The organism is Desulfurobacterium sp. TC5-1 (assembly GCF_000421485.1).
In the GTDB taxonomy this organism is placed as follows: domain Bacteria; phylum Aquificota; class Aquificia; order Desulfurobacteriales; family Desulfurobacteriaceae; genus Desulfurobacterium_A.
Map to the genome: position 1 here is coordinate 1,253,295 of NZ_ATXC01000001.1, position 24,485 is coordinate 1,277,779.

The following is a 24,485-nucleotide window of genomic DNA, read 5'->3' on the forward strand; positions in this document are numbered from 1 at the left end:
TATGCCTCCCTACTGTTATTTCCTGAATGGGAATCCAAAAGCTTCAAGCAGAGCTTTGGCTTCCTCATCCGTTTTTGCAGTCGTGACGATAGTTATATTCATTCCCCTGATAGCATCCACCTTGTCGTAGTCTATTTCAGGGAAAACAACCTGTTCAGTCAAACCAAAATTATAGTTTCCTCTTCCATCAAAAGATCTTGGCGAAAGGCCTTTAAAGTCTCTAACCCTTGGAAGGGCAATTGAGATAAGCCTATCAAGGAAATCGTACATTCTGTCGCCTCTAAGCGTAACTTTAGCACCAATAGGCATTCCCTGACGAAGCTTAAATCCAGCTTCTGACCTTTTCGCCCTCCTCACGGAAGGCTTTTGACCTGTAATGAGTTCAAGATCTCTCATGGCATTTTCAAGAGCTTTAATGTTTTGAACGGCTTCACCAACACCCATGTTAACTACAATCTTTTCTATTTTTGGAATCTCCATAACGTTCTTGTAGTTAAACTTCTTCTGAAGTGCAGGTATAATCTCCTTCTTATACATCTCTTTAAGTCTTGGAACGTACTTCTCAGCCATCTTTCCTCCTTAAAACGCGCGGATTACCGACCCGCCGGTTTGCTGATTTCATCAATAACGGCGCCTGAACGCTTAGCATACCTGATTTTCTTACCGTTTTCAAACCTGATACCAACCCTTGTTGGCTTTCCATCTTTAGGATCAGCAAGCATAACGTTACTTATGTGAATAGGTGCTTCTCTTTCTATAATGCCACCTTCAGGATACTTCTGGCTTGGTTTAAGGTGCTTTTTGACGATTCTTACACCTTCAACGATAACCCTCTCTTCCTCTGGAAGCACTTTGAGAACCTTTCCTACCTTTCCTTTATCCTTGCCGGCAATAACAACAACCTTGTCACCGGCCTTTATTTTGAACTTCTTCTTAGCCATTAGAATCCTCCCTTAAATAACTTCCGGCGCAAGTGAAGCAATTTTAGTAAATCCTTTCTGTCTCGCTTCCCTTGCAACAGGACCTAAAATACGGGTACCAAGGGGTTCACCCTGCTTGTTGAGTATAACGACTGCATTGTCGTCAAACTTTATGTATGTCCCGTCAGGGCGTCTTACCTCTTTCTTTGTTCTAACAACAACCGCCCTGTAAACTTCTCCTTTCTTGGCAGTTGCGTTTGGGATAGAGTCTTTAACGGCAACAACGATAACATCCCCGAGGGACGCATACCTTCTGGTTGAACCGCCAAGCACCCTTATACACTGAACTTTTTTCGCCCCTGTATTATCTGCAACGTTTAAATATGTTTGAACCTGAATCATAGCTCTACTCCTCTTGCGGGGATTTACTCACCAAGTTTCTTGGCTTTTTCAATAATCTCAATAACTCTCCATCTCTTATGTCTTGAGAGGGGTCTTGTTTCCATAATTTTCACAACGTCACCAACCTGACACTGATTTGTCTCATCGTGTGCCATGTACTTTTTGGAAAACTTAACCCTTTTACCGTAAACAGGGTGTCTGAATTCCCTTGTAACACGAACAACTACCGTCTTATCCATCTTGTCGCTTACAACGACACCTACCCTTACTTTTCTTCTATTAACTCTCGTTTCAGCCATTACTTCCTCCAGATTAGAGCTTCACTCCACGCTCTCTGAGAATAGTCAGAATGCGAGCAATCTGCCTCTTTGTTTTTCTAATGTCAGCCGTACTTTCAAGCTGACCAAAGGCATTTTTAAATCTCATTTTCAAAAGGCTCTCCTTGAGCTCGACAACCATGTTTTTGAGCTCTTCAGTGCTTTTAGCCCTCAAATCTTCTGTCAACTTTTTCATTGCTTACCCCTTGATACTTATATTTCTTCCCTTTTAACGATTCTACACTTAATGGGAAGTTTAAAAATAGCAAGCCTTAAAGCTTCCATAGCAACGTCTTCAGCAACACCCGCAACTTCAAACATTATCCTTCCAGGCTTAACAGGTGCTACCCACGTTTCAACGTTACCCTTTCCTTTACCCATACGAGTTTCGAGAGGCTTTTTAGTGTAAGGCTTGTCTGGAAAGATTCTTATCCAGACTTTACCGCCTCTTTTCATAGTTCTTGTCATTGCAACCCTTGCAGCCTCTATCTGGTTAGTCGTGATATAACCGGGCTCAAGGGCCTGAATACCGTAATCACCAAATGAAAGAGTGTTGCCTCTATATGATTTACCTTTGAGTCTTCCTCTCTGCTGCTTCCTAAATTTCGTTCTTTTAGGCATCAACATGGTTACTCACCCCTTGCCATTTCTTCTTTTACTTCTTTTTCGAGTCTCTTGAGAATCTCTTCTGTTTCATCCTTGTAAACGTCACCCTTGTAGATCCACACCTTAACACCGATAACACCGTACTTTGTCTGGGCAACTGCTGTGCCATAATCTATATCTGCACGAATGGTTTGTAAAGGAACCCTTCCTTCACGGTACCATTCTGTCCTTGCCATATCGGCACCACCAAGTCTTCCGGCACACTGCACTTTGATACCTTTGGCACCTGCTCTCATAGCATCAGCAATAACCCGCTTCATCGCACGCCTGAACGCCACACGGCGCTCTAGCTGAGCAGCTACATTCTCAGCAACAAGCTGAGCGTTAAGCTGTGGATGTTTCACCTCTTCAATATCAATATGGACACTTTTCCCTGTAAGTCCTTCAAGGATTCTTCTAAGTTCTCTTACCTGAGTACCCTTTCTGGCTATGAGAAGGCCGGGTCTTGCAGCCCATATTCTGATATTGATCTTGTCGAGTGTCCTCTCAATATCTATACGGGCAATCCCCGCGTGATAGTACTTCTGCTTAATAAGCTTCCTAATCTTAAGGTCTTCATGAAGGAAGTTAACATACTTGCTTTTCTCTTTGGCAACCCATCTGGATTCCCAATCTTTTGTAATTCCAAGTCTAAATCCTACTGGATGTACTTTCTGTCCCAAAGCTTACCCCCGTTATTTTGATTCTTTTTCTCCTACCACAACTGTAATGTGGCAGGTTCTTCTTCTGATAACGTTTGCTCTACCCATAGCACGAGGTTTAACCCTCTTCATTGTAGGGCCTTCGTCAACATAGGCCTTTTTAACAAAGAGAGAATCTACGTCAAGTCCCTTCTGCTCAGCGTTAGCTATAGCACTTTTGAGAACCTTTTCAATCATCTTTGCCGCTTTTCTCGGGCAGTTAGCAAGTATGGCAAGAGCCTCTTCAACATGCTTGCCTCTTATAAGATCGATAACAAGCCTTACTTTAGAGGCTGACATTCTTGCCTTTCTCCAAACGGCTCTTGCCTCAACAGGAGCGGCAAAGCCTCTTTCACCTTCTTTATAGTAGTCTCTGTTCTCAACAGCCATCTTTTACCTCTCCTTACTTCTTCTTGGCAACTTTCTGTCCGGCGTGACCTCTGAATGTTCTGGTAAGGGAAAACTCACCAAGCCTGTGACCTATCATTTGTTCAGTAACATAAACTGGAATAAACTTCTGTCCATTGTAAACTGCAAATGTGTGTCCAACAAATTCAGGTACGATAACACAGGCTCTATCCCATACCTTTATGACTCTCTTTTCACCAGTTTCGTTCATGGCTCTGACTTTCTTCAAAATCTTAGGGTTCACATAGGGACCCTTCTTCAGTGAACGTCCCATCAAAAACCTCCGTTACTTAGTCCTGCGTTTAATGATAAATCTGTCTGAGTACTTACGTTTAGGTCTTGTCTTATATCCTTTAGTAGGCTGACCCCAGGGTGTGACAGGATGCTTGCCGAATGTCCTGCCTTCACCACCACCGTGAGGGTGATCAACAGGGTTCATTGCAGTACCGCGAACCGTTGGTCTAATTCCAAGCCATCTTGACCTTCCAGCTTTACCGATAACAATGTTCTCGTGATCGATGTTTCCGACCTGACCGATCGTTGCCATACAATCAAGGTGAACAAGTCTAAGTTCACCTGAAGGAAGTCTAAGCTGAGCGTAGTCACCAACTTTACCCATAAGCTGGGCAAAAGAACCTGCGGATCTTGCAAGCTGTCCACCTTTCTTTGGCTTAAGCTCAACATTGTGAACAATCGTACCTACAGGTATATTTCTGAGTGGAAGGGCATTTCCTACCTTTATCTCAGCATCTGGACCGGCAACAACAGTATCACCAACTTTGAGACCATCAGGCCATATTATGTACCTTTTTTCACCGTCAGCATAAACAAGAAGAGCAATCCTGGCAGACCTGTTTGGATCATACTCAATAGAAGCAACCTTTGCAGGAATACCTATTTTGTCCCTCTTGAAATCAATAATCCTGTATCTTCTTTTATGTCCACCACCTTTGTGTCTCGTGGTAATTCTTCCCTGGTTATTTCTACCTGTTCCCCTTACAAAACCAACAGTAAGTGACTTCTCAGGCTCTTTCTTTGTAATCTCTGAGAAGTCGGAAACAGTCATAAAACGTCTGCTCGGGGTGTATGGTTTAAACTTCTTTATTCCCATTGCTCAACTCCTCTTACTTACAAGTTCTCAAGGTCAATTTCGTATCCCGGCTTGAGTGTTACTACAGCCTTCTTCCAGTCTCTTTTCTTTCCTTTTAAAAGCCTGATTCCCTTTCTTTTACCTTTAACAACCATGGTGTTAACTTTATCAACCTTAACATTAAAGATCTTTTCTACAGCCTCTTTTATCTCCGGCTTTGTAGCATCCATTGCCACTTCAAAAGTAATCTTCGTAATCTTCCTGGTCTCTTTTGTCTTTGAACTCTTAACTTCCATGTTCGCAAGGCGAACGCTCTTTTCCGTTACAATCGGACGGACGATTATATCATAAGGAGTCTTCATCTTGATAACCTCTCCTCTAATTTAGGTAGAGTGGATTTGAAGAAGATGCACTTATCGTAGCAGAGCATGTCATAAACGTTTAATCCGTCAATTTCAAGAAGCTTTACGTTTGGAAGGTTTCTGAAAGACTTCCATGTGTTCTCTTCAAGTTCAGGAACAACAATCAGAACCTTCTCATTTTCAAGTCCAAGATTCTTGAGAAACTCAACAGCCTGCTTTGTCTTTGGAGTTTCAAAGGCAAAATCTTCAACAACGATTATTGAACCGTCGCCAAGCTTACCCGCTACAACACTTCTAAGGGCAACCTTCCTAACCTTTTTAGGTAAGTTGTAAGAGTAATCTCTTGGCTTTGGACCAAAAACCACTCCACCACCTACCCACTGAGGTGCACGGATAGAGCCCTGTCTTGCCCTTCCTGTGTGCTTCTGAGGCCAGGGCTTCCTTCCACCACCTCTAACTTCAGCTCTCGTCTTGGTAGAGTGGGTTCCTCTCCTGCGCTTTGCAAGCTGCCACTTAACTGTTTCCCATATAGCGTGGCTCTTTATAGGCGCATTAGCTATGTCATCACTTATAGAAACAGTCCCAACTTCCTGATTTGCAGTATTCAACACCTTAATTTCCATAGTTCACCCCTTACTTTCCTTTAACTACTACAAAGGAGCCTTTATGTCCTGGAATAGCACCTTTAACAAGAATAAGGTTTTTCTCCGGAATTACATCAACGATTTCAAGGTTCTTAACCGTAACCTGTGCATTACCATAGTGTCCTGCCATTTTCTTACCCTTGTGCACTCTGCCGGGGAATGCACAGGCACCTATTGAACCAGGACCTTCGTGGAAGTCTGAACCGTGAGACTTTCTACCACCACCAAAGCCCCATCTCTTGTGGTAACCGGCGAAACCGCGACCTTTTGATGTTCCCGTCACATCCACCTTTTCGCCAGGCTGGAAAATTTCAACGGTTATTTTGTCACCAACGTCATACTTATCAACATCATCAAATTTAACTTCTTTAAGAAATCTTACCGGCTTAATACCAGCCTTTTTAAAGTGGCCTAAAAGTGGCTTTGGAAACTTACTCTCAGCCTTGTTCTTTTCCATAAAGCCAAGCTGAAGAGCAGTATAGCCGTCTTTGTCTTCTGTCTTTTTCTGAACAACAGTACACGGACCTGCCTCTATTACAGTAACGGCAAGTGCCTTTCCGTCTTCAGTAAAAACTTGAGTCATACCAATCTTTCTACCGAGGATTCCTTTCATTGTTTCACCTCTTTATTAGTCAAGCTTAATCTCTACATCAACACCGGCGGGAAGCTTGAGATCCATGAGCGCTTCCACGGTTTGAGGTTTTGGATTCTTAATATCAAGAAGTCTCCTATGTCTCCTTATCTCAAACTGCTCCTGCGAATACTTGTACTTGTGCGGAGACCTTATTACGCTCCATACGGAACGTTTTGTCGGAAGAGGAATGGGACCGGCAACAATGGCGCCAGTCCTCTTCACTGTATCAATTATCTCCTGCACTGATCTATCAAGTAATCTATGATCATAAGCCATAAGTTTTATTCTTATGCGATCCTGAGCCATTACCTACCCCTCTTAGTCTAAAATCTCAGTAACAACACCTGCACCTACAGTTCTACCACCTTCACGGATAGCAAATCTGAGTCCCTCTTCTATAGCTACAGGTTTGAGTAGTTCTACTTCAAATGTTACGTTGTCTCCAGGCATTACCATCTCTACGCCTTCAGGTAGCTTTACCTTCCCTGTTACGTCTGTGGTCCTGAAGTAAAATTGTGGCTGGTATCCGTTGAAGAATGGTGTGTGTCTTCCGCCTTCTTCTTTTGAGAGTATGTATACTTCTGCCTTGAATTTCTTGTGGGGGTTGATTGAGCCAGGCTTGGCTACTACCATTCCTCTTTCTACTTCGTCTTTGCCTACGCCTCTTAAAAGTATTCCTACGTTGTCGCCAGGCATGGCTTCGTCAAGTAGTTTCCTGAACATTTCTATTCCTGTCGCTACTGTCTTGATCGGTTCTTCCCTTAGTCCAACTATTTCTACTTCTTCGCCTACTTTGAGTGTTCCTCTTTCTACTCTTCCTGTTACTACTGTTCCTCTTCCTGAGATTGAGAATACGTCTTCTATCGGCATGAGGAATGGTTTGTCTGTTTCTCTTACCGGTTCCGGTACGTATTCGTCAAGGGCTTGTACGAGTTCGTAGATTGGTTGACAGTCCGGGCATTCCGGTGATGTGCATTCAAGTGCTTTGAGGGCAGATCCCCTGATTACCGGTACTTCGTCTCCAGGGAATCCGTATTCGTTGAGTAGTTCTCTTACTTCAAGTTCTACCAGTTCAAGTAGTTCTTCGTCGTCTACCATGTCGCATTTGTTTAGGAATACTACTATGTATGGTACGTTAACTTGTCTCGCAAGTAGTACGTGTTCTCTCGTCTGTGGCATCGGTCCGTCTGCAGCTGATACTACGAGTATGGCTCCGTCCATCTGGGCAGCACCGGTGATCATGTTCTTGATGTAGTCCGCGTGGCCAGGGCAGTCTACGTGGGCGTAGTGGTATTTGTCTGATTCGTATTCTACGTGGGCCGTCGCTATCGTGATTCCCCTCTCTCTTTCTTCCGGTGCTTTGTCTATGTTGTCGTATGATACTTCTTGTGCCATCCCTTTGAGTGCAAGACAGTGGGTTATGGCCGCTGTGAGTGTCGTCTTACCGTGGTCTACGTGTCCTATCGTTCCCACGTTCTTGTGGGGTTTCGTCCTTTCAAATTTTTCTTTCGCCATGTTCCTTTCCTCCTTAAAACCTTATTGCTTTTTAAAAGAACAAAAAAAATTTTTCGCAGGTGTGAATTATATTCCTTTCCCTGCAATTGTAAAGTCCTTATAAAGTAAATCCCCCCGAAGGGGGATTTTAAAAGTTACAAATATTACTTGCTTCTCTCACCTATTATCTGCTCGGCAACGTTTGATGGCACTTCTTCGTAATGGCTAAATCTCATTATGTAGGTAGCTCTACCCTGTGTCATTGAACGAAGATCAGTAGCGTAACCAAACATTTCGGCAAGAGGTACCATCGCCTTAATAACCTGAGCGTTTCCTCTTGCTTCCATACCCTGAACGCGACCACGTCTCTTGTTGAGATCGCCGATAACATCACCCATAAATTCTTCTGGTGTTGTTACCTCTACTTCCATTATTGGCTCAAGGAGAACAGGATTTGCCTTTTTGGCACCCTCTTTGAATGCCATTGAACCTGCAATCTTGAACGCCATTTCAGAAGAGTCAACTTCGTGGTATGAACCGTCAAAGAGTGTAACCTTTATGTCAACCATAGGATAACCGGCAACAACACCTGTTTCCATGGCCTCTCTAACACCTGCTTCAACAGCCGGGATATATTCCTTGGGAACAACACCACCTTTAATTGTTTCATGGAATTCAAAACCTTTACCAGGCTCAAGAGGCTCAATCTTAAGCCATACGTGACCGTACTGACCTCTACCACCTGTCTGCTTGATAAACTTACCTTCCTGAGTAACTTCTTTTCTGATAGTCTCTCTGTATGCAACCTGAGGTCTACCAACGTTTACATCAACATTGAACTCTCTCTTAAGTCTGTCAACGATAATCTCAAGGTGAAGTTCACCCATACCGGAGATTATCGTCTGTCCTGTTTCGTGATCTGTTGAAACTCTGAAAGATGGGTCTTCCTTAGCAAGCTTTTGAAGAGCAATTGAGAGTTTTTCCTGGTCTGCCTTTGTTTTTGGCTCAACAGCAACAGATATAACAGGTTCTGGGAACTCCATAGCCTCAAGGATAATTGGATGATCTGGATCGCAGAGTGTATCACCTGTATAGGTCTCTCTTAAACCAACGGCTGCAGCGATATCACCGGCACCAAGCACCGGAATTTCTTCCCTTTTGTTTGCATGCATACGGAGAATTCTTGCAAGTCTTTCTTTCTTACCTCTTGTTGCGTTGTATACGTAAGAACCGGACTCCATTAAACCAGAGTAAACCCTGATAAATGTTAGCTGACCAACATAAGGGTCTGTAAGGATCTTAAACGCAAGTGCTGAGAACGGCTCATCGTATGATGCGTGTCTCTCTTCTTCTTCACCTGTATTAGGATTAATCCCCTTAATAGGAGGAACATCAAGAGGTGAAGGGAGATAATCAACTACTGCATCAAGAAGAGGCTGAACACCTTTGTTTTTGAAAGCGGAACCGCAGAGCATCGGGAAAAACTTAATTTCAAGAGTACCTTTTCTAATTGCAGCCTTTATCTCCTCAGGTGATATCTCTTCACCTTCAAGGTACTTCATCATTATTTCTTCATCTACATCAGCAAGAGCCTCAAGAAGCTTTTCTCTGTACTCTTCTGCTATATCAACTAAATCTTCAGGAATCTCTTCTTCATGATACTTGGCACCAAGAGTCTCCTCTTCCCATATAATCGCCTTCATTGTTACAAGATCAACAACACCTTTAAAGTTCTCTTCAGCGCCAACAGGTATTTGAAGAGGAACTGGTTTGGCTCCAAGCTTCTCTTCAACATCATTAACAACCTGGAAGAAGTCAGCACCGATTCTGTCCATCTTGTTTACGAAGATAATCCTTGGAACCTTATATTTATCTGCCTGTCTCCATACAGTTTCTGTCTGAGGCTGAACACCACCAACAGAACAGAGAATTGTAACGGCACCGTCAAGAACCCTCAAAGAACGCTCAACCTCAATTGTAAAATCAACGTGTCCCGGTGTGTCAACGATGTTAATCCTGTGATTTCTCCAGAAGCAGGTTGTTGTAGCGGAGGTAATGGTAATACCTCTTTCCTTTTCCTGCTCCATCCAGTCCATCTCAGCGGCGCCTTCGTGAACTTCACCAATCTTATGAATCCTTCCTGTATAGTAAAGGATACGCTCGGTCGTTGTTGTCTTTCCAGCGTCAATGTGGGCGATAATTCCTATGTTCCTTACTTTATCAAGAGGAACTTTAATATTCTTTGCAGCCTTACTCACAACGGCCTCCATTAATTCGTTTGATCTTTAAAAATTACCACCTGTAGTGTGCAAATGCCTTGTTAGCTTCTGCCATTCTGTGGGTGTCTTCTCTCTTCTTGAACGCACCACCTTTCTGGTTGTAAGCATCAATAAGCTCATTTGCAAGTCTGTTAACCATTCCGCGCTCAGAACGAGCACGTGCAGCGTCCACGATCCACTTAAGTGCAAGGTGAATCTGTCTTTCTGGTCTTACTTCCATAGGTACCTGATATGTGGCACCACCAACACGGCGTGGACGTACTTCCATAATAGGTTTTACGTTTTCTACTGCTTTGTGAAATACGGCAAGAGGATCTTCTCCAAGCTTTTCCTTGATAATGTCAAAAGCGCCGTAAACTATCTTTTCAGCCACGCTCTTTTTCCCATCCTTCATAACCTTGTTGATAAGCTTTGCCACAAGCTTATCACCGTAAACAGGGTCAGGAATTATTTCTCTTGGTGGAACTGGTCCTTTCCTTGGCATGCCTTTCCTCTCCTAAAAATTATTTTTTCTCTTTTGGTCTCTTTGTCCCGTACTTAGACCTTGACTGTCTTCTCCCCTCAACGCCAGCAGCGTCAAGAGCACCACGAATAATCTTATAACGAACACCTGGAAGGTCTTTTGTTCTTCCACCCCTTACAAGAACAACTGAGTGCTCCTGAAGGTTGTGACCGATACCCGGAATGTAAGCAGTTACTTCTATTCCGTTTGAGAGCCTTACCCTTGCAACTTTACGAAGAGCTGAGTTAGGCTTCTTGGGCGTGGTGGTAAATACCCTTACACAAACGCCCCTCTTCTGGGGATTACCCTGAAGCGCGGGTGCCTTTGAGCGTTTAATTTTCTTTTCACGCCCCTTTCTCACAAGCTGATTAATTGTGGGCATACTATCTCCTCCTATATAGTTTGGCGCTTGAATATAAGCAAATAGAACACCAATTGTCAAGGGATACTATCCCGCTGAAAATTTATTAAATCATCTGTAAATTTTCAACGGCACAAAGATTCAATTAGATCTTTCCACTTCTTTCCGGTTTCTTCTATAGAATACTTTTTTGCTGTTTCCACCGCTCTATTAGCAATCACTTCATATTCTTTTCTACCAAGCACAACTGCTCTTTTCATAGCCCCTGCCAAACCATCAACATCTTCTATCGGTGACGCAAAACCGTTTACTCCATCCTTTAAATATTCCCCAATTCCTCCAGCAAGGGTTGAAATGACAACCTTTCCAGAAGCCATGGCCTGCAGAAGTGCCCCGGCTATTCCTTCAGAACGAGATGAAAGAACAAAAAAATCGGCCGCCTGTAGAATCTTTTCTACATCTGTCCTGAAACCAGCATGAACAACCTTTCCTTCCAGCCCAAAGTCTTTCACCATCCTTTTTGCATCTTCCGAATCGGTATTGTGTCCAACAAGCATCAATTTCCAGTTTTGTCCCGCAACCTTTGAAAATGCCTTCAGCAGTATGTCCTGACCCTTCCTATAAGGAAGCCAGTTTGCAACGTTAACAAACAATTTTTCATCTTCCGATATTCCAAACACCTCTCTTACAGCTAATCTATACTCATCTGAAGGGTAAAAACGTGAAAGATCTATTCCACTCTCTATAACATGAAGCCTATCTGGAAAAAAGTTTTTCTCCCTCAATGCCTTAGCTACATCCTTTGAAACAACAACAATCGCATCGGCAAGATTGTATTTTAACTTTGCAGAAAAGAAGGACGGAATAAAACCAGAACGTCTCATAGCAACAAGCTTTGGACGCTTTCTCAAAAATCTCCAGAAAGGAAGGATAAAATTAAACGCACTTGAAGAATTTGGAACAACAACATCGTAATTTCCTTCCGCTATTATCTTATAGAGATTCCTGTAGGGATAAAGTCTTCTTTTTTCACTTTTATGGCCCTTCTGAAAAAAACGGAGAGGTATTTTCCCCTCAAGCCTGCTTATAAGGTGACGATTCCCCGAGGCTAAAGCCATCTCTACATCAAAATACCTTGAAAGCTGAAGAGAAACAAGATAGGTTTGTTCTTTCGTTCCACACCATCCGTCACCATCTATTATCTCAAGAACACGAATTTTCTTTCTCAAAATTCACCTCTTATAGACTCTCGTTAAACTGTAATTCACATAACCTTTTGTATCTATCACTCATCGCCAGCAGATCCCTGTGACTCCCACGGGCAATAATCTTCCCATCTTCCATAAAAAGAATCTCATCACTGTTTAAAACAGTAGAAAGTCTATGAGCTATGGCAATAAGAATTTTATCTTTAAATATCCTGTCAACAGCATCCTGAACAGCCTTCTCCGTTTCAGAATCAAGGGCACTGGTAGCCTCATCAAGAATAAGAACATCTGGATTTTTAAGAACTGCCCTTGCTATTGCTATCCTCTGTTTCTGACCACCTGACAGCTGAATACCACCTTCTCCAAGAAGCGTTTCATATTTTTCAGGAAGAGTCTCTATAAAATCATGAATATGCGCTATTTTAGCGGCTCTTATTATTTCTTCCATAGAGGCATCAGGTTTTCCTATCGCTATGTTTTCTCTTATTGTTCCCCTGAAGAGAACGATGTCTTGAGACACAAAGCCTATCCTCTTTCTCAAAGGACGCAATTTATAATCCCTTACATCCCTATTGTTTACTTTTAAAGTGCCAGAAGTTACATCAAAGAATCTCGGTATTAAACTCACCAATGTGGACTTCCCACTTCCCGTCTTGCCAACAATCGCATACTTCTTCCCCGAAACGAAAGAAGCATCTATACCTTTCAAAACTTTCTCTTCCCTGCCTGGATAGGAAAAATGAACATCCTCAAACTCTATCCTTGCTATGAAACTATCTAAGTTTAAAGAACCATCCTTAAGGGCATACTCGTCCGGAATAGAAAGAATTTTTTTTACCCTTTCGGCCACGGCAACTGCCTGCTGAATATTGTTGTAAGTGCTGCCAAGCTTTCTTATAGGTTCATACGCCATTATCAGGGCAATAATAAAGGCAAAAAAACCGCCCGGCGTAAGTGTCCCTTCAACTATCCTGTAACCGCCGTAAAAGATTAACCCTCCTATAACAACACCGGCAATAATTTCAACAATGGGAGGATAGATGCCCTGAATAAACTTTATCTTCATAAACTGCTTTACATAACGTTTATTCTCTTCTTTAAAAAGGTCGGAAAACCGCTCTTCAAGTAAAAAGAGTTTTACCTCTCTTATGTTTTTAACACCATCAAACAGATGAGCTGTAAGGTTAGCAAGTTTCTCCTGCATCCTGAAAGTGTACTTTTTAACTTTTTTTCCAAACTCAGATATAACAATACCTATTAGAGGTAATGCAACAAATCCGGCAAAGGCAAGCCTGGGATCCATATAAATAACCGCAATCATCAATCCTATAGATGTTGTAAGATCCCTCATAAAAGCAACAACGTATCTTGCTGTAAATTCCTGCAGAAGCGCCGTATCATTGATTATCTTTGAAACGAAAGAGCCCGCAGACTCTCCCTGAAGCACATCCATCGGTAGCCTCAAAACTTTATCGTACAAATCCTCTCTCAACCTTGCTATCACCGTTTGACCAAGGTATGAAGCTGTATAGTAACTGAAAAAGAAGGCAACCCCTTTAACAAGGAGAAGTCCTAAAAGAATAAAGGGCAGGAGTTTTAGCATATGTTCGTTTTTAGTAACGAAGACAGAGTTTATTATATCCTTTATGAAATACGCAAGATAGGATGTTACCGCCGAATGAACCAACATGGCAACAACTGTAACTATCATTAAGAACTTGTACTCTTTAATGTAACTAAATAGCCACCAGGGAAACTTCTTCAAAGTTTTTCTCCTGAACGTAGTTTATCAAGAAGGTAAAAATTTATACCCAATATAAACATAAAACAGATCTTAACTTCAGCATCTGTAAAGTTATTCTCAAAGAAACCGGCTGCGGCAAAGCCAGCATACATAGAGGCAAAAGCGGCAAAAAGTGGCTCTGAAAATTGAGAAAAGCCACGAATATTCATTACCACTAAATACAGAATAAAACTGATATAACCAATCAACCCTAAAATTCCAAAATCTGTCAGGTATTTTATATATATGTTATGACTTAAACAGTGAAAGAAGTGCTTATCACAAAGATTCTCCACCCTGGGCGGCTTCTTCCCAAGAACTTTTTCATAGCTCTCAGGTATATATTTACAACACATATCCTTACCTACAACCGGTGCACCAATCAATTTCTGCTTAAAAGAAAAGTCATTTCTAATAGCTTTGTAGTGTGAACGCCAGATGATCAATCTTGTGGTATTGCTACCGTTAGTTTTTGTATTTAAAATGCTCTCAAGTCTCGCCTTTAAAGGTGTAAAAACAAAAGCCATACAGATGAAGATGGCAAAAAAACCGGAAAAATAGAAAAACCCTTTCCTTTTATAAATCAACAAAAACAGAAAAATCAAACCCACAAACATCCCTATCCAGTAAGAGCGGCTCTGATTCAAAATAACCGATAGAAATAGAAAAACCGCCACAAGCCTGTAGAGTGAATTCTTATATCTAAGGCTCAACCCGACAAAAAGAAAGAGCAAGAGAAAAAGAACTCCCCCCGTAGTTAGCTGATGGAACAAACCTTTTGCCCTGACCGGCTCAAGAAACAAATGAAACCTTGAAAGCCGGAAATGCTTTATATTCTGATGAGTAAAAGCCTCAAATATTACAGAAAAGGCAAGAGCAAGAGAACTAAAAGATAAAAATTTCAAAAGTCTTTCTAAAGACAACCCTTTCTTAAGTCTATCATAGACGAGAACCACTGGAAAAAGGTGATGATTCAAGGAACTCTGTTTCCAAGCTTTTCTAAAATCTTGTGAAAGAACAATAGAAACAGCCTCCGGAACTACAAAAAAAGTTAAAGGTTTAAGATCAGGTAACTTTACACTTTCACCACCGAGTAAAAGTAAAACAAGGCCTAAAACACCAACACCAATAGCAATATTGTCACCGGCTATAGAGAGAGGAATTGTAAAAGCAAGCAAATATACAGAAAGTGAAAGAAAAACTGCGCCAACTTTCAAAAGTTTCAATCTCATGAAAAGCTCCCAATCTCGGTTTGATAAAATTCTGTAGCAATAAATCAAATTCCGCAGGAGGCTAATTTGAAACCTGTTAGAGCTATTATATCCGTATCTGACAAAACCGGCATCGTCCCATTTGCCAGAGAACTTAACAAAATGGGTGTAGAAATCATCTCAACAGGCGGAACGGCAAAGCTTCTAAAAGAAAACGACATTCCCGTAAAAGAGATCTCTGAAATAACCGGATTTCCCGAAATAATGGAAGGAAGAGTAAAAACACTCCATCCCAAAGTTCACGGTGGCATCCTATCTAAAAGAGACAACCCTGACCACATAAAAACGATGGAAGAATTAGGCATAGAGCGAATAGACATTGTCGTAGTTAATCTCTACCCCTTTAAAGAAACCGTTAAAAAAGGTTCTTCCTTTGAAGAGATCATAGAAAACATCGACATTGGCGGGCCAACAATGGTAAGGGCCGCAGCCAAAAATTTTAAGTACGTGGCCATAGTAACAGATCCTGCAGATTACGACAAAATCGTAGAAGAACTTAAGAGCACTGGCGAAATCTCGCTTAAGACCAGATTCTACTTAGCGAAAAAGGCCTTTAACCTGACAGCCCACTATGATGCTGTAATAACAGAATACCTATTTTCCGTAAACGAAAAAGGTAAAAAGAACACTGAGCCGCCAGAATTCAGAAATCCACTAACAATCACATTTGAAAAAATTCAGGATTTAAGATACGGTGAAAATCCACATCAGAGAGCAGCATTTTACAGAGAGATATTTAACGAAGAACCCTGCGTAACAAACGCAGAAAAGATACACGGAGCGAAAGAACTTTCCTTTAACAACATCTACGACATAGACGGTGCGTTCAATTTAGTATTGGAGTTTGACCCCGAAAAAGACGGCATCGCCTGCGCAATAATAAAACATGCCAACCCCTGCGGAATGGCTATAGGAAAAACACCTGAAGAGGCATATGAAAAAGCACTTAAAGTTGACCCGGTTTCCGCCTTTGGTGGTATCATAGCGTTTAACGCGACTGTTAACGAAGAGGTAGCTAAACTTATAGTTCAAAGATTTTATGAATGCATAATAGCACCGGAGTACTCTGAAAATGCCCTTGAAATACTAAAAACGAAAAAGAACTTAAGGGTGCTTACAACAAACGGCCTTAAAAATCTTACCCTGCGGGGTGAGAACTCACCGTTTGACTACAGGAAAGTTGTTGGCGGAATGCTGGTACAGGATAGGGACCTCATCACAGTAGTACCGGAAAAGCTAAAAGTCGTAACAGAAAGAAAACCTACGGAAAGAGAGTGGAAAGACCTTCTCTTTGCATTTAAAGTAGTAAAATGGGTAAAGTCAAACTCTGTAGTTTACGCCAAAGACGGCGTTGCCATAGGAATAGGTGTAGGACAGACATCCCGCGTTGACGCTGCAAAATGTGCTGCTCTAAAAGCAAAAGAGATGGGACTTGACATGGAAGGATGCGTCCTCGCAAGTGAAGCTTTCTTCCCATTTAGAGACAGTGTTGACGAAGCTGCAAAGGTTGGTGTGAAGGCCATTATACAGCCGGGCGGTTCAATAAGAGACAATGAAGTAATAGAAGCGGCAAACGAACACGGAATGGCAATGGTATTTACAGGGATAAGACACTTTAGACATTAAGGGGGAAAGGATGGCAGAAGAGCAAAAACAGCAACAACAGCAGGTAATCGTAGGGACCATGCAATACAGGGTAACGATGGGTGAAACGGATGCATACGGTGTAATGTACTACGCCAATTACTTCCATCTTTTTGAAAGAGGAAGAACAGAGCTTTTCAGAGCTTTAGGTATTGAATATAGACAGATACTTCAGCAGAGACAAATTTTAATGCCTGTTGTTGAAACCGCCTGCAGATACATGGCCCCTATTGTTTACGACGACCTAATAACAATAGAAACGGCCATCACAAACATAGAGTCAAGAGGCATAAGGTTTGACTACAGAATAATAAGAGACGAAGCTGTACTTGCGGTTGGATTCACACAGCACATATTTATAGACCCGCAGGGAAGACCTGTAAGTTTTGGAAAGGAAGTTTTAGAGCAACTCAAAGCCAAAGGCCTCATACAGGAACAGCCACAGGAAGCAAAACCACCTGAAAGCGAGGAAGAGGTCCAGGAAAAGCTCAAAAAGTTTGTAATAGAAAAAATTCAGAAACCTGAAGAGAACAACTAACAATCAGGAGGGGCCTATGCCCCCCTTCCTTCTTCGGAGAAACGATGAAAAAGAGAAGCATAAAAGAAATTTTAGAGAGACGGAAGAAAAAGATAGATCACTCAAACGAAGTTCTAATAGGCAAAATCGTTGGAGCTCATGGGATAAAAGGTGATGTAAAAATTAAACCCGAATCTGACATTTTTGAGAGACAGATATCTCACGTTAAAACACTTTCTGGATACAGAGGAACGGCGAAAAAAAACCTTACAATTGAATCAATTAAGCCTTACAAAAACATATTCATAGCAAAGTTCAAAGAGATAGAAGACAGAAATCAAGCAGAATCTGCGATAAATACAGAACTTTACATAAAAAAAGAAGATACAGCACCTTTAGAAAGCAATGAATTCTTCTTCGAAGATCTGATTGGTTGTACAGTAGTAACAGAAGAGAAAAGCACTGTAGGAAAGGTGAAAGAAATAATGGAAATGCCGGCAAGCCACATACTTGTAGTAGAAAAGGAAGATGGGAAAGAAGCCCTTATACCGTTCATAGATGAATTTGTAAAAGATATAAACGTAAAAGAAAAAATAATCACAATAAAACCAATAGAGGGCCTCATCTAATGCCTTCTTTTGATGTTTTAACCGTCCTTCCGGGACTGTTTTCAGGCTTTCTCACAGAAGGCGTTATAGGAAGAGCCATAAAGTCGGGAAAGATCAGCGTAAAAATTCACAATTTGAGAGATTTCACAACAGACAGGCACAGAGTGGTTGATGATGTTCCTTACGGCGGTGGACCCGGCATGGTTTTAAAACCGGAACCTATATTTCGGGCGTTTGATCACATCTGCGAAGAGAGGGGAAAAAAACCGTACGTAATTTTAACTGAACCCTGGGGAGAAACTTTTACACAGAAAAAAGCCATTGAATTATCAAAAAAAGAGAACATACTCATAATATGTGGAAGGTACGAAGGCGTCGATGAGAGAGTGAAAGCGATAGTAGATGAAGAGATATCAATAGGAAACTATGTTTTAACAGGCGGGGAACTTCCAGGCATGGTAATAATGGACGCCGTTATAAGACTAATACCCGGTGTTCTCGGCAGCAGAGAATCTCTTGAAGCAGACTCCTTCAGTGACAGAGGCCTTATGGGATATCCAAACTACACAAGACCTGCAGAATATAGAGGAATGAAGGTTCCAGAAATCCTTTTATCAGGGCACCATAAAAAGATAGAACTGTGGAGGAAGGAAAAATCTATAGAAAAGACGTACCTTAGAAATCCATCATTAATAGAAAAACTTCTTAAAGACGGAAAATTCTCAAAAGAGGAAGAGAGAATCGTCAGAGAGGTAATTAGAAAGTTTTCCAATAAGGTAAAAGGATCCAACGACGGCAATCGGTCTATCTAAAACAGTTGAAATATCCTTCACAATAGCGGCAGAGCCTGAAAATTTTCTGATATCTTCAGCGGAAAGTGCCCTTTCATTATCTATTTCTGTAACAAATAATTGTCTTCCTCGCGATTTTGTATAGCCTTCAAGAATTGACATAACCCTTTTCACGTCTTTATCCCTTAAACCAGAATAAAGAACATCCACTTTTAGCTCGAGAAGCTTCAAAGTTTCAACAAACTTCTTTACGGCATCAGGATTATGGGCAACATCCACTATTAAAAGAGGTTTTTCCCTTACAATCTGAAATCTTCCCGGAAGCTTCACGCTGGACAATCCCTTCACAGCTTTTGAAACTGAAAACTCTTCGCCAAGAACTTCTTTTAAAATAATCTTTGCAGCTGAAACGGCCGTAGCACTGTTTACAGCCTGATGAAACCCGTAAAGAGGAACTAAAAAGCGAAATGCCGAATCCTCATCCCTGTAAAAAGCCTCTGTTCCTGAAAGAGAAACATTAACATCTAAAGTGGAAAAATCCCTGCCATAAGCGATAATCCTATCCGTAAACTTTTCTGCAAGCCTGAAAACAACCGGCAGATTATCGGAAATAACAACAGGAATCCTATCCTTTACAACGTGCAACTTCTCAACAGCTATCTTCTCTATCGTATCACCAAGGTAATCTTTATGGTCAAAATCAATGTGGGTGATAACCGCTAAATCGTGAGAAATGGCGTTTGTAGCATCAAGCCTTCCGCCAAGTCCAACCTCGTAAACGACAAAATCACAATCTTTAAAAAGAAAAACAGCAAGCAAAAAAGCAGCCTCAAAGTAAGTCAGAGAGAATTTTTCAACAACAGGCAAAATTTCTCTAAACGCCCTATTCAAAGTCTCTGTATCAACCTGTCTGAGATCCAAGCGAAATCTCTCGTTGAACCTTAAGATGTGTGGAGATGTAAAAAGACCCACCTTTTTTCCGTGCTCCTTCAAAATAGAAGCAATACAAGTGGAAGTGGAACCTTTGCCGTTGGTACCGGCAACAATAACGGATGGAGGCAGAGAAAAAGAAAGGGTGCTTAAAGCACCCTTTATCCTGTCAAGCCCGATTTTCCAGACAAACTCTTTACTGGCAAAATAGGTCTCAAAATCAGTCACCTAAGCAACTACCTTCTCTGTAAACAGTTTAAGAAAATGGACTATCGTATCCTTTAAATCTTCCCTTGGAACAACCATGTCTATCAATCCGTGTTCAAGGAGAAACTCTGCCTTTTGAAAACCTTTTGGAAGTTTCTGTCTTATCGTTTGTTCAATGACCCGGGGGCCGGCGAAACCTATAAGAGCCCCAGGCTCTGCAATAATCACATCCCCTAAAAAGGCAAAGCTTGCAGAAACACCACCCATCGTAGGATGGGTAAGAACAGAGATGTAAGGAACCCCCCTTTCCTCAAGACGAGCAAGGGCTGCTGATGTTTTGGCCATCTGCATAAGGGAGATAATTCCCTCCTGCATCCTTGCTCCTCCTGAAGAAGAGATACAGATGAAAGGTATCCCTTCCTCTGCAGCCCTTTCTATGTTTCTTGTAATCTTCTCGCCGACCACCGAGCCCATACTTCCACCCATAAACTTAAAATCAAAACAGGTAACATACGCATCTATTTCGCCAATTTTTCCTTTAGCATTCACAACAGCATCTTTTAAACCCGTTTTTCTCTGAGCAGAAGCAAGTCTTTCAGTGTACGGTTTACGGTCACTAAACCCTAAAATATCTTTTGGCTCAAGCTCTGTATCAAGTTCCTCATACTCCCCTTTATCAAAAAGGGAAAAGAGTCTTTCTCTTGCTTCCATCGGAAAATGGAAGCCACACTTTGGACACACCATTAAATTCTTTTCAAGCTCACCTCTGAACAGAAGGCTTTTACACTCGTTACACTTTATCCATAAACCGGAAGGAACCGCTGAAGCTTTTGTTTCCCCGGTATCTATTCCTTTTTTAAACAACTTTCTAAACATACTTTATCCCTTAAAGCAAATGATGTCAGGCAGTGTATTTAAAAGCTGAATAAAAGCGTCTGAAGAAATGGTGTAATAAACTTTATTCCCCTCTCTCTTTTTGTCAACTATCCCTTTATAGCGAAGTGTCCTGAGATGCTGCGAAAGAGAAGACTGAGAAATTCCCAATTCTTTCTCAAGGTCTGTTACACACATCGGTTTTTCTTTTAACTTAAAAAGAATCTTTAATCTTACCGGAGAAGCCAGCGCTTTCAGACATTCCGCTCCTTCTTCAAGTCTCCTGTCGTCAAGCATTTTAGAACCTGTCTTAGCCATATAAACCTCCTGAAAAGAATAACAAAATATTAATTTTAGGTGCACTATTTTAAATTATAGAAATCTTGTCTGGTGTTGTCAATGTCTTATATGCTAAAAAATGAAATTCTATCTATTTTGTATCGAGAATTTAAAAAACCATCTCTCTCCAAAAATCAAAAACCACTTTTTAAGCCATTCATAAAATAAAATCTTTTCTAAAAACAACAAAGTGCGGGTTCAATAAATCTCTTTTATTGTAAATTAATGGTTTACCTGTTTCATAATTAACAACCCGTCCGCCTGCCGCTTCAACAACTGCCTGGCCAGCCCCGGTGTCCCACTCCATTGTAGGTGCAAGCCTTGGATAAACATCAGCTTCCCCCTCTGCCACAAGACAGAGCTTTAAAGAACTTCCTTTAGAAACCGTTCTTATCTTGCCAAACCTCTCTTCCATCTCTTTTATAAAAGCCTCTGTTTCAGGATTTCTATGGGAACGGGAAGCAACAACAACCACTTCCTCTCTCTTACTCTCTACAGGAAGCCTTACCGCTACCTTTTCTATTTCGTTCCAGAACCTTTCAGGAGAAGTTATCTCTTCTAAAAAAGAAAATTTGCCATTTTCAACCTTGAAAGCTCCTATCTTTTCCGCTCCATAGTAAAGCGTTTTTACAACAGGTGCATAAACAACCCCTAAAATTGGCCTTCCATTCTCAATAAGAGCTATATTAACCGTAAATTCACCATTCCTCTTAATAAACTCTTTGGTTCCATCAAGCGGATCTATAAGCCAGAAGCGCTTCCACCTGCTCCTCTTTTCATAAGGAACTGTTTTTCCTTCTTCCGAAAGTATAGGATAATCAGGAAGATGGGAAACTATTATCCTGTGAGAAAGCCTATCTGCTTCTGTAAGAGGTGATTTGTCCGCCTTTTCTTCCACCTCAAAATCTCTCTCATAGACAGAAAGAATAGCTTCACCGCTTTTTAAAGCTGTCGTTATTGCTGTAAAGAGTAAATCTTTCATAATTCTATCCTCTATATATCTATTTTTACATCATACGGTTCAGGCTGCGGTTTACCTATGAACCATCCCTGACCAAGACCAACACCGATTTCTCTCATAAGTGTGTAATCCTCTTCGTCCTCTATAAACTCAGCTAAAACCCTCAGTCTAAAAGGCTTGGCAACCTCAACTATCGATTTCATAATCGTCAGGTCCCTTATATCTCTCTTCGCTCCTTTAACGAATTCTCCGTCTATCTTAAGAATGTCTGCAGGAAACTTTTTAAGGTAACTGTATGAGGAGTAACCTGAACCAAAATCGTCAATAGCTATCTTTGCATTCATATCTCTAAAAATCTGAAAGATACTCTGAGCAACGTTCATCCCCATAACTTTCTGCGACTCCGTAATCTCAATGACAATATTGGAAGAGTTTAGATTCCTATCTTTCACAACCCTCCATATATTATTGAGTTCCTTAAAAAAGTATTTCATAGAAAGATTGAAGAAAAGCTTATAACTATTATCAAGATAAACAGAGGCCTTTTCAAAAATGATCTTATCTATTTCAGGAATTAGATTAAACGTGTTTGCAATATCAATAATATAATCTCCTTTTAAAACTTCGTCACCGTGAAATATTCTGGCTAAAACCTCATAACCGTAAATTCTCCCTGTTCTGAGACTCACTATAGGTTGAAAGTAAGGAATCACTGTCCGCTTTTCTATAGCCTCAACAAGCTTAAGACGTATTTCCTGCATCTTATCAAAATTGCTCGATTCGTTATCTATAAAAACAATACAGTTTTTTCCCCTCCTCTTTGCACTGTAAAGTGCCTCCTCGGCCTTTTTAAAGAGATCACACACATTCCCCTGATCTCTTGTGTAAAACGCAACACCGCAACTTGTGGTCAGAGAGAAAAAGTCCCTTCCTATTTTAAAGTTCAATCTCTCAAAATGCTTGTTGTATATCTCCTCTATTCTGCGAAACCCGAGCACCGGATCAAGACCTCTAACAAGAATGGCAAAACTGTTTGAACCAACCTTACCAATAATGAAAGAAGAACAGTACCGGGTAACAACCGAACAGACCTTTTTAGCAACGGCAGAAATTACTGCATCTCCCATACGGTAACCGTATGAAAAATTGACCAATTTAAAGTCATCAACATCAATGATGAAAAGAGCAAGGTTATCGTCTTTAAGAGATGCTACCTTCTCTAAAAACTCCGTCCTATCAAGAATAGCCAAAGAGGAACCACTTTTAAATTCATGGGTCATAACTTCAAATCTTCCCTTTCCGAAAGTATTTCTCCTATCTGGTTTACATCTTTATCACCACGGCCCGATAGATTCATTATAACAACTTTATTTTTCAATTTTGATCTATTTTTAATAAGCCATGCCACAGCATGAGAACTCTCAAGTGCCGGAATAATACCCTCTGTTTTTGAAAGAATTTGAAACGCCCTTATCGCCTCCTCATCCGTAACCGCATCGTATTTTGCACGGCCAATATGGTGAAGCAGAGCGTGTTCAGGGCCAACACCCGGATAGTCAAGACCCGCAGATACAGAATGTGTCGGTAAAACCTGTCCATCTTCGGTCTGAAGAAGGTAGGATTTGGCACCGTGAAGAACGCCAAGAGAACCTCTGCATATGCTGGCTGCATGCTTGCCGGTATCAAGGCCGTAGCCACCTGCCTCAACACCTATGAGTTCAACCTCTTCATCCTCAACAAACGGATAGAAGATTCCCATAGCATTACTCCCACCGCCAACACAGGCAACAATCATATCTGGGAGCCTTCCCTCTTTTTCAAGTATCTGTTCCTTCGCTTCCCTTCCGATAACAGCCTGAAAATCTCTAACCATTTCCGGATAAGGATGTGGACCTACAACGGAACCTATTATGTAGTGGGTTGTTCTAACGTTTGTAACCCAATCGCGAATCGCCTCATTTACTGCATCCTTCAGTGTTCTGCTTCCTGACTTAACAACCTCAACTTTCGCGCCTAAAAGTTCCATCCTGAACACATTCAGTGCCTGACGGTGAACATCCTCTTCACCCATATAAACAACACATTCAAGCCCTAAAAATGCACAGGCCGTTGCCGTTGCAACACCGTGCTGACCGGCGCCGGTTTCAGCGATAATCCTCTTTTTTCCCATCTTTTTCGCAAGAAGAGCCTGTCCAAGAGCATTGTTTATCTTATGAGCTCCGGTGTGGTTTAAGTCCTCCCTTTTAAGGTATATCCTGACACCGCCACCGATGTACTCAGACAAACCTCTCGCAAATTGAAGAGGTGTAGGCCTTCCAACGTAATCTTTTAAAAGCGCATTAAACTCTTCCTGAAACGCCTTATCATTCTTATAGTAGTAGTAGCTCTCTTCAAGTTCAGAAAGTGCCGCCATTAACGTTTCAGGGACAAACTTTCCTCCAAATATGCCAAACCTTCCAAATTTATCAGGAAATTTGTACACGCTACACTCCTCCAGAAAAATTTACAATGTAAAGTATAAAAGATATCCGAAAAATTTCCTAATAAAAAAGCCCCTCTTTAAAGAGGGGCTTTAAATGTACCGATATTAAAAT

The 24,485-nt window shown here is 41.3% G+C and carries 31 protein-coding genes; 4 read left to right on the top strand and 27 right to left on the bottom strand.

Annotated features, from left to right (window positions below; translation table 11 throughout):
- Window positions 1-15 precede the first annotated feature (15 nt).
- The 21 genes from rplE to H153_RS0106640 form a co-directional block, all read right to left on the bottom strand.
- Window positions 16-570, bottom strand: a complete 555-nt coding sequence (rplE, locus tag H153_RS0106540) for a 50S ribosomal protein L5 (protein ID WP_022847340.1) — start codon at window positions 568-570, stop codon at window positions 16-18.
- A gap of 23 nt (window positions 571-593) precedes the next feature.
- A complete protein-coding gene (gene rplX, locus H153_RS0106545; protein ID WP_022847341.1) occupies window positions 594-941 on the bottom strand; it encodes a 50S ribosomal protein L24 in 348 nt (115 codons plus the stop codon).
- A 12-nt stretch (window positions 942-953) separates the two neighbouring features.
- On the bottom strand, window positions 954-1,322 hold the full coding sequence (gene rplN / locus H153_RS0106550; protein ID WP_022847342.1) for a 50S ribosomal protein L14: 369 nt from the start codon (window positions 1,320-1,322) through the stop codon (window positions 954-956).
- 23 nt (window positions 1,323-1,345) lie between these two features.
- Window positions 1,346-1,621, bottom strand: a complete 276-nt coding sequence (gene rpsQ / locus H153_RS0106555; RefSeq protein ID WP_022847343.1) for a 30S ribosomal protein S17 — start codon at window positions 1,619-1,621, stop codon at window positions 1,346-1,348.
- Between the two features lie 13 nt (window positions 1,622-1,634).
- Window positions 1,635-1,835: a 50S ribosomal protein L29 gene (gene rpmC, locus H153_RS0106560; RefSeq protein WP_027720064.1), complete on the bottom strand. Its 201-nt coding sequence runs from the start codon at window positions 1,833-1,835 to the stop codon at window positions 1,635-1,637.
- A 17-nt stretch (window positions 1,836-1,852) separates the two neighbouring features.
- The gene (gene rplP / locus H153_RS0106565) at window positions 1,853-2,266 is read right to left on the bottom strand and encodes a 50S ribosomal protein L16 (protein ID WP_027720065.1); all 414 of its coding nucleotides are present in this window, start codon (window positions 2,264-2,266) and stop codon (window positions 1,853-1,855) included.
- A 2-nt stretch (window positions 2,267-2,268) separates the two neighbouring features.
- Complete coding sequence (gene rpsC / locus H153_RS0106570) at window positions 2,269-2,967, bottom strand: 30S ribosomal protein S3 (RefSeq protein ID WP_022847345.1); 699 nt, start codon at window positions 2,965-2,967, stop codon at window positions 2,269-2,271.
- A gap of 12 nt (window positions 2,968-2,979) precedes the next feature.
- On the bottom strand, window positions 2,980-3,375 hold the full coding sequence (gene rplV / locus H153_RS0106575) for a 50S ribosomal protein L22 (RefSeq protein WP_022847346.1): 396 nt from the start codon (window positions 3,373-3,375) through the stop codon (window positions 2,980-2,982).
- Between the two features lie 13 nt (window positions 3,376-3,388).
- Window positions 3,389-3,667 carry a 30S ribosomal protein S19 gene (gene rpsS, locus H153_RS0106580; protein WP_022847347.1) on the bottom strand — a complete coding sequence of 93 codons (279 nt, stop codon included), beginning with the start codon at window positions 3,665-3,667 and terminating at the stop codon, window positions 3,389-3,391.
- 12 nt (window positions 3,668-3,679) lie between these two features.
- Window positions 3,680-4,504 carry a 50S ribosomal protein L2 gene (rplB, locus tag H153_RS0106585; RefSeq protein WP_022847348.1) on the bottom strand — a complete coding sequence of 275 codons (825 nt, stop codon included), beginning with the start codon at window positions 4,502-4,504 and terminating at the stop codon, window positions 3,680-3,682.
- Window positions 4,505-4,521: 17 nt separating this feature from the next.
- Complete coding sequence (rplW, locus tag H153_RS0106590; protein WP_022847349.1) at window positions 4,522-4,845, bottom strand: 50S ribosomal protein L23; 324 nt, start codon at window positions 4,843-4,845, stop codon at window positions 4,522-4,524.
- Window positions 4,842-5,468 (bottom strand): 50S ribosomal protein L4, encoded by a 627-nt coding sequence (gene rplD, locus H153_RS0106595; protein WP_022847350.1) that lies wholly within the window; start codon window positions 5,466-5,468, stop codon window positions 4,842-4,844. Before rplD ends, rplW begins: the two co-directional genes overlap by 4 nt.
- Window positions 5,469-5,478: 10 nt before the next feature.
- Window positions 5,479-6,102 carry a 50S ribosomal protein L3 gene (gene rplC, locus H153_RS0106600; protein WP_022847351.1) on the bottom strand — a complete coding sequence of 208 codons (624 nt, stop codon included), beginning with the start codon at window positions 6,100-6,102 and terminating at the stop codon, window positions 5,479-5,481.
- Between the two features lie 15 nt (window positions 6,103-6,117).
- Entirely contained in the window at window positions 6,118-6,429 is a 312-nt protein-coding gene (gene rpsJ / locus H153_RS0106605; RefSeq protein ID WP_022847352.1) for a 30S ribosomal protein S10, read from the bottom strand.
- 12 nt (window positions 6,430-6,441) lie between these two features.
- The gene (tuf, locus tag H153_RS0106610; RefSeq protein ID WP_022847300.1) at window positions 6,442-7,638 is read right to left on the bottom strand and encodes an elongation factor Tu; all 1,197 of its coding nucleotides are present in this window, start codon (window positions 7,636-7,638) and stop codon (window positions 6,442-6,444) included.
- A 143-nt stretch (window positions 7,639-7,781) separates the two neighbouring features.
- Complete coding sequence (gene fusA, locus H153_RS0106615; RefSeq protein ID WP_022847353.1) at window positions 7,782-9,875, bottom strand: elongation factor G; 2,094 nt, start codon at window positions 9,873-9,875, stop codon at window positions 7,782-7,784.
- Window positions 9,876-9,909: 34 nt separating this feature from the next.
- Entirely contained in the window at window positions 9,910-10,380 is a 471-nt protein-coding gene (gene rpsG / locus H153_RS0106620; RefSeq protein ID WP_022847354.1) for a 30S ribosomal protein S7, read from the bottom strand.
- Between the two features lie 19 nt (window positions 10,381-10,399).
- Window positions 10,400-10,780 (bottom strand): 30S ribosomal protein S12, encoded by a 381-nt coding sequence (gene rpsL / locus H153_RS0106625; protein ID WP_022847355.1) that lies wholly within the window; start codon window positions 10,778-10,780, stop codon window positions 10,400-10,402.
- 104 nt (window positions 10,781-10,884) lie between these two features.
- Entirely contained in the window at window positions 10,885-11,988 is a 1,104-nt protein-coding gene (locus H153_RS0106630) for a glycosyltransferase (RefSeq protein ID WP_022847356.1), read from the bottom strand.
- 10 nt (window positions 11,989-11,998) lie between these two features.
- Entirely contained in the window at window positions 11,999-13,732 is a 1,734-nt protein-coding gene (locus tag H153_RS0106635) for an ABC transporter ATP-binding protein (protein WP_022847357.1), read from the bottom strand.
- On the bottom strand, window positions 13,729-14,982 hold the full coding sequence (locus H153_RS0106640) for an O-antigen ligase family protein (protein WP_022847358.1): 1,254 nt from the start codon (window positions 14,980-14,982) through the stop codon (window positions 13,729-13,731). Before H153_RS0106640 ends, H153_RS0106635 begins: the two co-directional genes overlap by 4 nt.
- A 66-nt stretch (window positions 14,983-15,048) precedes the next feature.
- Here H153_RS0106640 and purH point away from each other — a divergent pair, with 66 nt between their 5' ends.
- From purH to trmD, 4 genes are read left to right on the top strand one after another with little or no spacing between them, the layout of a single operon-like run.
- Window positions 15,049-16,647: a bifunctional phosphoribosylaminoimidazolecarboxamide formyltransferase/IMP cyclohydrolase gene (gene purH, locus H153_RS0106645; protein ID WP_022847359.1), complete on the top strand. Its 1,599-nt coding sequence runs from the start codon at window positions 15,049-15,051 to the stop codon at window positions 16,645-16,647.
- A gap of 10 nt (window positions 16,648-16,657) precedes the next feature.
- Window positions 16,658-17,203: a thioesterase family protein gene (locus tag H153_RS09515; RefSeq protein ID WP_022847360.1), complete on the top strand. Its 546-nt coding sequence runs from the start codon at window positions 16,658-16,660 to the stop codon at window positions 17,201-17,203.
- A gap of 44 nt (window positions 17,204-17,247) precedes the next feature.
- Window positions 17,248-17,811, top strand: coding sequence for a ribosome maturation factor RimM (gene rimM, locus H153_RS0106655; RefSeq protein ID WP_022847361.1), 564 nt, complete (start codon window positions 17,248-17,250; stop codon window positions 17,809-17,811).
- A complete protein-coding gene (trmD, locus tag H153_RS0106660; protein ID WP_022847362.1) occupies window positions 17,811-18,602 on the top strand; it encodes a tRNA (guanosine(37)-N1)-methyltransferase TrmD in 792 nt (263 codons plus the stop codon). The genes rimM and trmD overlap by 1 nt, the downstream gene beginning before the upstream one ends.
- Here trmD and H153_RS0106665 read toward each other — a convergent pair.
- The 6 genes from H153_RS0106665 to trpB form a co-directional block, all read right to left on the bottom strand.
- Window positions 18,513-19,739, bottom strand: coding sequence for a Mur ligase family protein (locus tag H153_RS0106665; protein WP_022847363.1), 1,227 nt, complete (start codon window positions 19,737-19,739; stop codon window positions 18,513-18,515). The genes trmD and H153_RS0106665 overlap by 90 nt on opposite strands.
- The gene (accD, locus tag H153_RS09520; RefSeq protein WP_022847364.1) at window positions 19,740-20,594 is read right to left on the bottom strand and encodes an acetyl-CoA carboxylase, carboxyltransferase subunit beta; all 855 of its coding nucleotides are present in this window, start codon (window positions 20,592-20,594) and stop codon (window positions 19,740-19,742) included.
- 3 nt (window positions 20,595-20,597) lie between these two features.
- Complete coding sequence (locus H153_RS0106675; RefSeq protein ID WP_022847365.1) at window positions 20,598-20,909, bottom strand: metalloregulator ArsR/SmtB family transcription factor; 312 nt, start codon at window positions 20,907-20,909, stop codon at window positions 20,598-20,600.
- 178 nt (window positions 20,910-21,087) lie between these two features.
- Entirely contained in the window at window positions 21,088-21,912 is an 825-nt protein-coding gene (gene cysQ / locus H153_RS0106680; protein WP_022847366.1) for a 3'(2'),5'-bisphosphate nucleotidase CysQ, read from the bottom strand.
- Window positions 21,913-21,923: 11 nt separating this feature from the next.
- Window positions 21,924-23,171 (bottom strand): bifunctional diguanylate cyclase/phosphodiesterase, encoded by a 1,248-nt coding sequence (locus tag H153_RS0106685; protein ID WP_022847367.1) that lies wholly within the window; start codon window positions 23,169-23,171, stop codon window positions 21,924-21,926.
- Window positions 23,168-24,373, bottom strand: a complete 1,206-nt coding sequence (gene trpB, locus H153_RS0106690; protein WP_022847368.1) for a tryptophan synthase subunit beta — start codon at window positions 24,371-24,373, stop codon at window positions 23,168-23,170. Before trpB ends, H153_RS0106685 begins: the two co-directional genes overlap by 4 nt.
- Between the last annotated feature and the right edge of the window lie 112 nt (window positions 24,374-24,485).